Annotated in this window: 7 protein-coding genes; 2 read left to right on the top strand and 5 right to left on the bottom strand. The window is 73.3% G+C overall.

Annotated elements, in window-relative coordinates:
• Positions 1-44: 44 nt before the first annotated feature.
• Positions 45-1,778, bottom strand: a complete 1,734-nt coding sequence (locus H9652_RS02170; protein WP_318243946.1) for a M20/M25/M40 family metallo-hydrolase — start codon at positions 1,776-1,778, stop codon at positions 45-47.
• 171 nt (positions 1,779-1,949) lie between these two features.
• Positions 1,950-2,459 (bottom strand): hypothetical protein, encoded by a 510-nt coding sequence (locus H9652_RS02175; RefSeq protein ID WP_191794456.1) that lies wholly within the window; start codon positions 2,457-2,459, stop codon positions 1,950-1,952.
• 97 nt (positions 2,460-2,556) lie between these two features.
• Between H9652_RS02175 and H9652_RS02180 the strand changes: the two genes are divergently transcribed.
• Positions 2,557-3,294: an MIP/aquaporin family protein gene (locus H9652_RS02180; protein WP_138826684.1), complete on the top strand. Its 738-nt coding sequence runs from the start codon at positions 2,557-2,559 to the stop codon at positions 3,292-3,294.
• A gap of 135 nt (positions 3,295-3,429) precedes the next feature.
• Here H9652_RS02180 and H9652_RS02185 read toward each other — a convergent pair whose 3' ends face one another.
• The 3 genes from H9652_RS02185 to H9652_RS02195 all read right to left on the bottom strand — a co-directional run bounded on the left by H9652_RS02185 (position 3,430) and on the right by H9652_RS02195 (position 7,550).
• Positions 3,430-4,089 (bottom strand): TetR/AcrR family transcriptional regulator, encoded by a 660-nt coding sequence (locus tag H9652_RS02185; protein ID WP_191794457.1) that lies wholly within the window; start codon positions 4,087-4,089, stop codon positions 3,430-3,432.
• A gap of 22 nt (positions 4,090-4,111) precedes the next feature.
• Positions 4,112-6,430 carry a YhgE/Pip domain-containing protein gene (locus H9652_RS02190; RefSeq protein ID WP_191794458.1) on the bottom strand — a complete coding sequence of 773 codons (2,319 nt, stop codon included), beginning with the start codon at positions 6,428-6,430 and terminating at the stop codon, positions 4,112-4,114.
• Positions 6,431-6,608: 178 nt separating this feature from the next.
• Complete coding sequence (locus H9652_RS02195) at positions 6,609-7,550, bottom strand: ATP-binding cassette domain-containing protein (RefSeq protein ID WP_191794459.1); 942 nt, start codon at positions 7,548-7,550, stop codon at positions 6,609-6,611.
• A 313-nt stretch (positions 7,551-7,863) separates the two neighbouring features.
• Here H9652_RS02195 and H9652_RS02200 point away from each other — a divergent pair, with 313 nt between their 5' ends.
• Entirely contained in the window at positions 7,864-9,210 is a 1,347-nt protein-coding gene (locus tag H9652_RS02200) for an NAD(P)/FAD-dependent oxidoreductase (RefSeq protein ID WP_318243947.1), read from the top strand.
• The last annotated feature ends 64 nt before the right edge of the window (positions 9,211-9,274 follow it).

Raw genomic sequence — 9,274 nt, forward strand, 5'->3', positions numbered from 1 at the left:
GAGGAGGGGGCGCCGTCGGGCATGACGCCGATCTCACGGCCAGGTCAGCAGGTGAGCGCCGCGTAGTCGAGCGTGTAGGTCTCCTGCGACCCCGCGTCGTCCCACGCCCTGACGGTCACGCTGCCCGCCGCGAGCGACCCGGACCGCGCGCTGAACGACTGGTGCGCGATCTTGTCCGGGTTGACGTGGTTGAAGGTCTTCTCGCCGAACGGCGTCGTGAAGCGGACGTCGAGCGGACGGTCCTCGCCGTTCGTCGCGACGACCGAGAGCGACGCCACCTTGCCCGTGCAGCGGGCGGTCGCCGTGAGCCCCGTGAGCTCCGGGTCGACGGGCGAGACCACGCCGTTGATCGCCGACGTGTCCGCCGCGAGCGACGCCGTGGCGTGCGCGATCGCCTTGGACGTGATGTCGAGCGCGACCGGGTCGACGTTGTCGATGTCGTCGTTCGCCGAGTGGTAGTTCGGGTCCTGCCAGATCCCCGCCGTGCCGCCGAACAGCGCGACCTCGGCCTCGGTCTTGACGTCGTCGGCACCCGTGAACAGGCCCGACGCCGGGACGCCGTTCGCGATGAACGCCTGGTAGTCCGAGCGGCCCGAGAACTCCGAGTCGACCCACGCCTGCCCGATCCCGTCGAAGTAGTCGGTGAAGACGTCCTCGGTCTCGGGCGAGCCCGGCGGCACCTCGACCGGCGCCGGGTACGTCGACTCGTCGGCGTCGTAGACCCCGATCACGTAGTTCGGCGAGCCCACCATGTCGAAGTTCAGGTACGTCGCGATCTGGTCGAGCGCGGCCGGGTCGTTCGCGACGAGGTCGTCGACGTAGTGCGTCGAGCCCAGCAGCCCCACCTCCTCGGCGCCCCACCAGGCGAAGCGCACCTGGTTGTCGAGCGGGCCGCCGTGCTCCGCGAGCTGGACCGCGGTCTCGAGGATCGCGGCCGACCCCGACCCGTTGTCGTTGATGCCCGGACCCTCCGGCACCCCGTCGAGGTGCGCGCCGATCATGACGACGTTGTCAGCTCGGCCCGTTCTCGTCTCCGCGATGACGTTGAACGTCGTGTGCGAGACGGTCGAGGTCTGGAGCACGTACGTCGCGCTCGTCTGGCCGCCTGCGACCCCGGCGATGATCGCCTGGCCGTCGGCCTGCGTGATGCCGACCGTGGGCACCCACGCGTCGCTGGGCGCACCGAGCGTCGGGCTGATGGGGCCCGCCGTGTTGTTGTAGATGATGACTGCCGCCGCCCCCGCGGCGGCGGCGTGCTCGACCTTGAGCGAGAAGTTGCAGGCCCCTCGGCTGACGAGGGCGACGCCGCCCGTGGCCGCGACCCCGGCCCACGCGTCGGCCGTGCAGCCCTGCTTGAGGGCATCGGCCGGCTGGACCACAGGGCCCGTGACGCCTTCCGGCGGGGTGTCGGGCGCGAACTCCGCGGGGAAGACGCTCTGCGTGACCGCGACCCCGCCGGCCGTGAGCGACAGCTCGTCGGTCACGAGGTCCTCGAACGTGAAGTACTGGCGCTCGGGCGTGTACCCGGCGTCGGTCAGGACCTGCTCGACGTACGCGGCGCTCGCCTCGTACCCCGGGGTCTCCAGCGCGCGGTTGCCGCCGTTGGCGTCCGCGATGGCCTGGAACTGCTCGAGGTGCTCCATGACGGCGGCGCCCGTGACGTGGTCCTCGAGCGGGGCGGGTGGTGCCGGCGGCGCAGCGGCGGCCGGCGGGACGAACACCGCGGCGAGCCCCAGGCTCAGCGCGGCGACGGACGGGACGATCGGACGTGTTCTCACACTCGTTCTCCTCCACTGGTCTCCCAGCAGCAGACCGCACACTCGACGCGACGCTGCGGGAGTTCGGTTGTCGCGAGCGTACGGGCAAGGTGCGGGACGCGACACAGGAACGGCGGCCCGCCGAGGGTGACGAGCTGACCCACCGAGGGTGACGGCGACACCCGCCCAGGACTACGGGACCGTCCCGACCCCGTCCAGCGGGGTGATGAGCGCCCACCCCTCGCCGGACCCGGGGAGCTGGAACGACTCGGCGTCCTTGAGGTACAGGCGCACCTCGCCGTCGACGTCGAGCGGGTCGCCCTCGGGGTACCCCTCGCCCGAGCACGTCGGGGGCGTCGAGACGACCTCCAGGCGTTCGCCCGGCTCCGCATCTCCCTTCGTGACCGACCCGACGTCGACCGACCACACGTTCGCCTCGGCACCGAACATCGAGCGGGTCCCGGCCTGCTCGACGACGGTCGCGTCGACCACGAGGTCGGCCTGCTCGGTCCGGGCCGCGTCGTCCGGGAAGGACGCCCAGCTCACGCACGTCTCGCTCCCGGTCCCGGCCACGCAGGCAGCGAGCAGCACGGTCAGCACCCCCGCCGCGGCGACCACGACCAGCGGTGCGACGACAGACCGCGGCGAGCGACGCCGTCGGGCCTGCCGTGTCCCGGGACCTGCCTGAGCCTCATGCTCCATGACGGGCAGTGTCCCCGATCCCCGGGGATCGCGCGAGGCCCCGTCTCGCGGGGTGTCGCACCGCCCGCCCGCAGCCCACCCCTGGCAGGGTGTGCGCATGGATCCGGACTACTCCCTGGCGGTGCGTGCCGCGTGCGAGTTCATCGGCACGGCGATACTCATCATCATCGGCAACGGCACGGTCGCGAACGTGCACCTCAAGGGGTCCAAGGGGTACGGCGGCGGCTGGAGCCTCATCGCGATGGGCTACGGGTTCGGCGTCATGATCCCGGCGCTGATGTTCGGCGGGATCAGCGGCAACCACATCAACCCGGCGTTCACGATCGGGCTCGCGACGTGGGGCCTGTTCCCCTGGGCCGACGTCGCGCCGTACGTCGTCGCGCAGATGCTCGGGGCCATGGCGGGGCAGCTCGCGATCGTCGCGACCCACAAGCCGTACTACGACCGCACCGAGAACGTCGACGACGTGCTCGCGACCTTCTCGACCGTCAACGCCGCGCACAGCCGCGTCAACGGGTTCGCGAACGAGCTGCTGGGCTCGGTCATCCTGTTCTCGTGCGCCCTGGCGATCGTCAACTCGCCGCTGACCACGACCGAGCCCGGGCTCGCGCACATGGCCCTCGGCTTCCTCGTGTGGGCGCTCGTCGCGGGGCTCGGCGGACCGACGGGTCCCGCGCTCAACCCGGCCCGTGACCTCGGGCCGCGCATCGTGCACGCGCTCCTGCCCCTCAAGCACAAGGGCCCCTCCGACTGGGGCTACGCGTGGGTGCCCGTCGTCGCGCCGCTGCTCGCGGGGCTCATCGGGGTGGGCTGCTGGAAGCTGCTCCTGGGCTGAGCCGCCCAGGGCCCGACGGCGGAGCGAGCGTTGCGCCATCACGTCACCCTCGACAGGCGCGTGCGTCGCCCTCGGCGGGCACGGGCGTCACCCTCGGCAGAGCGGCGCGTCGCCCTCGGCGGGCGCGGACCGCCCTCAGAGTCCCGCGACCAGCTCCAGCACCGCGGCGAGCACCTCGTCGAACTCGCGCTCGGGCTGGAACACGAGCCACTCGAGCCCCGCGACGAGCGTGGCCCCGAACACCGACGCCGCGAGCAGCGACACGTCCGCCCCGGGGCGTTCCTCGCGCAGCGCGGCCGCGTAGAACTCGATGACGCGCGCACGGATGTGCCCGACGGTCTCCTGCCACTCGCGCCCGACCCGGAAGACCTCGGCCGCGAGGAGCTTCGCGAAGTCGGGGTGGGCACTGATCTGCTCGAGCAGCGACGCGATGAGCGCCGCGAGCGCCTCCTTGCCCTGCAGCCCTGCGCGGGCCTCGGAGAGCGTGAGCGTGAGGCGTTCGAGCCCGCCCGCGAGCGCGGCCTCGAACACGTCCGACTTGGACCCGAAGTTGTAGTAGACGCTGCCCTTGGCCACGCCCGCGGCGGCCGCGATGTCCTCGACCGACGTGGCGGTGAAGCCCTGGTCGGCGATGAGGCTCACGGCCGCGTCGATGATCTGCTGCCGGGTCCCGGCGCGGCGGGCCGCGAAGGCCTGCTCGCGCCGGGTCCCGGTGGCCTCCGCGGTGGCGCCGGGCTCAAGGGGCCCGACGGCGCCCGGTCCGTCCGCCGTCGGGTCCGCCTTGGTCGTCGTCATCGTTCGTCCAGCCTCTTCGTCGTCAGATCTCGAGCGCCGGGTGCAGGCGGTCGAGGGTCCAGGTGCGCATGCGGCCCGCCCGCCAGGCGCTGATCGCCAGCGACGCTAGCAGCAGCACGCCGAGGTAGACCACCGCGAACCAGAGCCGTCCGTCGACGCCGCCCGTGATGGTCTGGCGCAGCCCGTCGACGGCGTAGCTCATGGGCAGCAGCGGGTGGATGGCCTGGAAGAACGCGGGCGTGGTCTGCACGGGGTAGGTGCCGCCCGAGGACGCGAGCTGCAGCATGAGGAGCGCCAGGATCGCGACCTTGCCCGCGGCCGGGCCGAGCAGCGCCATGAGGGCCTGCTGGAGCGCGAGGAACGTCGCGGCGACGAGCGTCGTGAACGCGAGCGTCCCGAGCGCGTGCGTCATGTCGAGGCCGACGCCCCAGTGGATGACGGCGAGCATCACGGCGACCTGCGCGAACCCGATGCACAGCGCGGGCAGGAACCCCGCGAGCGTGGTCCGCAGGCCCGAGGCGGGCGTCGCGAGGGCCCGCGAGGGCAGCGGACGCATGAGCAGCCAGGTGATGAGCGCCCCCACGAACAGGGCGAGCGGGATGAAGAACGGCGCGAACCCTTCGCCGAACCCCTCGGCCTCGGCCAAGTCGTGGTCCGCGACGGTCACGGGGGCCGCGATGACGTCGGCGCGCTGCTCGCGCAGGGCGGTGCCGTCGTCGGGGATGGCCTCGGACCCCTCCGCGAGCTTGTCGGTCAGGGTCTGCGCACCGTCGGTGAGCTGTGCCCCGCCGTCGGCGACCTGCGTGGCGCCGTCGGCCAGCGTGTTGGTGCCGTCGGCGAGCGCCCCGGCGCCGACCGCGGCGGACTGTGCGCCGTCGGCGAGCTGCTGGGCGCCCGAGTAGAGGGACGAGGTACCGGCGGCGAGCGTGCCCGCCCCGGTCGCGAGCGAGGCGTTCCCGGCCGCGAGGTCCGAGGCACCGCCGCGCAGGGTCGTGAGGCCGCTGCTCAGGTTCGCGGCACCGGCGGCCACGCCGTCGACGCCGTCACGGACGGTCTGCGTGCCCGACCCCGGGTGGAGCTGCGCGTCGATCTGCGCCGCTCCGGCCGAGGCCGCCTTGAGGCCGGTCGAGAGAGCGGGCAGCCCGGCCGCGACCTGCTTCGAGCCGTCGGCGAGGGTCTGGAGCCCGGCCGCGCTCTGGGCGAGCGCGGCGTCCGAGGGGAGCTGGCCGAGGGCCTGCTGGTTCGCGGCCGCGAGCGCCTGCGCCCGGGGGTCGGCGGAGGCGCCGAGCGTCGCGGCGTTCTGCTGGAGCAGCGCGCGGAGCGTGGGGACGCTGCCCGTGAGCGAGGTGACCTGTCCTTGGACCTGCGCGACGCCGTCGGACACCTGCTGGGCGCCCGCGGCGGCCTTGTCCGCCCCGGCCACGAGCCCGTCGGGCGCCGTGAAGCCCGCGACGAGCTTCTGCGAGCCGTCGGCGAGCTGGACCATGCCCGACTGCGTCGTGGCCGCACCGGCTGCGAGGGCCGAGGCCCCGTCGGCCGCGGAGGACGCACCGGCGGCGAGCTTCGAGGCGCCCGCGCTCGCCGACGACGCGCCCTGGGACAGGGCTCCCGCACCGGTCGCGAGCTGCCCGGCGCCCGCCACGGCGGACCCTGCGCCGTCGGCGAGGCGGTCGATCCCGGCCGCGAGCGTGCCCGCGCCGTCGGCGGCGGACGTCGCGCCGTCGGCGACCTGCGTCGCGCCGTCCGTGAGCTGGCCGCTCGCCGCGGTGAGCGTGAGCGCACCGTCGGAGGCCTGCGCGAACCCGTCACGCGCGCTGCCGAGGCCCACGAGGACCTTGTCGACGGCCTGCGCGCCGATCTCCTCGCGCACCGCGCCCTGGACCTGTGTCATGGCGCTGCGGCCCAGGGTCGTGGCGAGGAACGAGTTCGCGTCGTTGTACGTGACCATGAGCTGCGCGGACTGCGGGTCGTCGCCCGCGGCGCTCGCGATGCCTTCGGAGAAGCCCTCGGGGATGGTCAGCGCGAAGTAGTAGGTGCCGTCCTTGACGCCCTTCTCGGCCTCGGCCGCGTCGACGCGCGCCCACTCGAGGTCGCCCGAGTCGACGAGCGTGGACGTGACCTCCTCGCCGGCGTCCAGGCGCTCACCGTCCACCTCGGTGCCGGTGTCGGCGTTGACGATCGCGACGGGCAGCTTGTCGAGGTTGCCGGTCGGGTCCCAGAAGGCCCACAGGTACATGGCCCCGTAGAGCAGGGGTACGAAGATCATCGCGCCCACGGCGAGCTTGGGCAGGAGGCCGCGGCGGAAGCGCCGCAGCTCCGTACCGGTGGAGGTCCAGGACATCACGAGAGGTGTTTCCGTTCTGTTCGTGCGAAGGATGGGGCCCGACGGCGGAGCGTGGGCGGGGAGGTGCGGGTCGCCGAGGGTGACCGGATCGAGGGCCGACGGTGACGCGGCGTCACCCTCGGCGGGTCAGGCCGTCACCCTCGGCGGAGGGGACGGTCACCCTCGGAGGGAAGGGTCAGGCCGGGACGAGCTGCGGGCCCGTCGCGAGGCGCACGACGTGCGGGGTGCGACCCCAGCGCATCGCGTCGACCTCGCCCGCGGAGGCGACCGAGCCGATCACGGTCAGGCCCGTGGCCGCGAGGGCTTCGAGGCGCTCCCACACGATCTGGCGGCGGGCCGAGTCGTGGACCTGGTCGAGGTCGTCGACCACGAGCAGCTCGGGGTCCTGGGCCAGGGCGATCGCGATCCGCAGGAGCATGGCGTCGACCTCGTCGAGGTCCCAGACCATGGCGTCGAGCGCGGGCAGCTCGCGGCGACCGAACACGGGGCGGGCCACGCGCTCGTACACCTCTGGGGTGACCTTGGGGGTCCGGCGGTACCAGGGTGCGAGCCACGTGAGGCGTTCGCGTACCGAGTCCCCGACCGTGACCGCGTCGTCGAGCTCGTCGATCCCGTGGAAGCCGGCGATCGCGGCGCGGCGCTGGACCGCGGTGCGGCGCGCGCGGCGCCCCGTGAGGTTCTCGCCGAGCACGACGAGCCAGCCGTCGGGGGTGTGGTCGGGGGCCATACGGCCCGCGAGGGTCAGGAGCAGGCTCGAGCGGCCGGCGCCCTGCGGACCTTGGAGGACGACGACCTCGCCGGCCGGGATCTCCAGGTCGACGGGGCCGTAGACGAGGCCGCGTGGGCCGTGGAGCTGGAGGTCGTAGGCGCTGACGGCGTGCGGGGGCGTGCCGTTGCCGAGCGGCGGGGTGTCGGGCTCGGCGATCTCGCCGCCGAGCGGGCCGCGCAGGGTCAGGTCGTCGGCGATGTCCGCGGCGGCGACCTCTCCGTGCGGGAGGTGCGCGACGTCGTCGGGCCTGCTGACGTTCGTCGCAGCGCCGGGGACGGGTGCTGTGGTCGGGGCCTGCACGAGGTACGTGGCCTCGTCGCTGCTGTGCCGTGCGACGGGCTGGTTCATGGGGGTTCCTCCGAGAGTTCTGAGTCCCGATCACTCTTTTAGACTGACTGGTCAGTTCGAAGTTACGCTCCGAGGGCCCCGGTTGTCCACACGACGTCAGATACCCGGGCCCGTGATCCCCGTCACGCAGGGCCCACGAGACAGGTGCTCCGGTCCGAGACGGACCCTTGCGCCACGGTCCGCAGCACCCGTCTCGGACCGGCGCGCCCATCTCGCCTCCCTCTCGCCCTCGCCCCCCGAGCGACATACGCTCGTGCCCCGGACCACCCGGCACATCGTCGTGTCGCACACGAGACGTATCGAGAGGCACACAGTGAACGACGGCACCGCCGCGCACCCCGCACCCACCGGGGCGCAGCTCCCCCACGTCGTCGTCGTGGGCGGCGGGTTCGCGGGCCTCGCGACGGTCAAGGCGCTCGCGGGCGCGCCTGTGCGCGTCACGCTGATCGACCGTCGCGTCTACAACACGTTCCAGCCGCTGCTCTACCAGGTGGCCACGGGCGGCCTGAACCCGGGCGACGTCACGTACTTCCTGCGCGCGCTGCGGCTGGGACAGCGCAACGTGCGCGTGGTCCACGAGCACCTCGTGGGCCTCGACCCGCACAGCAAGACGCTCCGGCTGCTCAACGACGAGGAGATCCGCTACGACTACCTCGTCCTGGCCAACGGCGTCACGACCAACTTCTTCGGCACCCCCGGCGCCAAGGAGCACGCGTTCGCGATGTACTCGCGCTCGCAGGCGCTGAAGATCCGCGACACCCTGTTCGTCCGCCTCGAGAAGTCCGCGGCCTCACCGGGGACCGACGACGGCCTGCGCGTCGTCGTCGTGGGCGGCGGCTCGACGGGCGTCGAGGTCGCGGGAGCCCTCGCCGAGCTCCGCACGCAGGGCCTCGCACCCGCGTACCCGGAGATCCACGGCGACGCGTTCAGCGTCAAGATCGTCCAGCGCGGCACCGAGCTCATCAAGCCTTTCCCCGCGAAGCTGCGCACGTACGCGGCGCGCGAGCTCCAGCGTCGCGGGGTGGACCTGCACCTGGGCGCGGGCGTCGCGAAGGTCCTGCCCGACGGCGTCGAGCTCACCGACGGCGACTTCATCCGCTCGGACCTCACGATCTGGGCCGCGGGCGTCGCCCCGCACGAGGAGGTCTCGCGCTGGAACCTGCCCCTGGGCGACGGCGGGCGCATCCGCGTGGGCGACGACCTGCAGGTCGAGGGGTTCCCGGACCACTTCGCGGCGGGGGACGTCGCGGTCTCGCCGGCGGGCCTGCCGCAGCTCGCCCAGCCTGCGATCCAGTCGGGCAAGGTCGTGGGGCGCAACGTCCGCGCGCTCGTCGAGGGCCGCCCGACGACGTCGCTCAGGTACCTCGACAAGGGCACCATGGCCGTCATCGGGCGCCGAGCGGCCGTCGCGGACATCGCCGGGAAGCTGCGCCTGACCCGCGGGACCGCGTGGTTGGCGTGGCTGTTCGTGCACATCATGAGCCTCATCGGACCGCGCAACCGCCTGACGACGCTCGCGGGGCTCGTGACCCGCTACGGTTTCCCGTTCCACCGCCGACCGGTGCCGATCGTGGGCGACGTCCCGACCGTCCGGCCGCCCAAGGGCTGGGTGCCCGCGGACGGTCCCGCGCCGCTGCCCGAGGTCACGCCGAACGACTGATCGCGTGATCACCCGATCACCCGGTCACCCGGTCGCCCGGTCGCCCGGTCGCGGGGGGGGGGGG

The sequence above is a fragment of the Oerskovia rustica genome (assembly GCF_014836555.1).
In the GTDB taxonomy this organism is placed as follows: Bacteria; Actinomycetota; Actinomycetes; order Actinomycetales; family Cellulomonadaceae; genus Oerskovia; species Oerskovia rustica.

Excerpts from the sequence above, each read along its gene's own strand:
- H9652_RS02195 (WP_191794459.1), bottom strand. The coding sequence starts at position 7,550 with ATGAACCAGCCCGTCGCACGGCACAGCAGCGACGAGGCCACGTACCTC.
- H9652_RS02185 (WP_191794457.1), bottom strand. The coding sequence starts at position 4,089 with ATGACGACGACCAAGGCGGACCCGACGGCGGACGGACCGGGCGCCGTC.
- H9652_RS02190 (WP_191794458.1), bottom strand. The coding sequence starts at position 6,430 with ATGTCCTGGACCTCCACCGGTACGGAGCTGCGGCGCTTCCGCCGCGGC.
- H9652_RS02175 (WP_191794456.1), bottom strand. The coding sequence starts at position 2,459 with ATGGAGCATGAGGCTCAGGCAGGTCCCGGGACACGGCAGGCCCGACGG.
- H9652_RS02180 (WP_138826684.1), top strand. The coding sequence starts at position 2,557 with ATGGATCCGGACTACTCCCTGGCGGTGCGTGCCGCGTGCGAGTTCATC.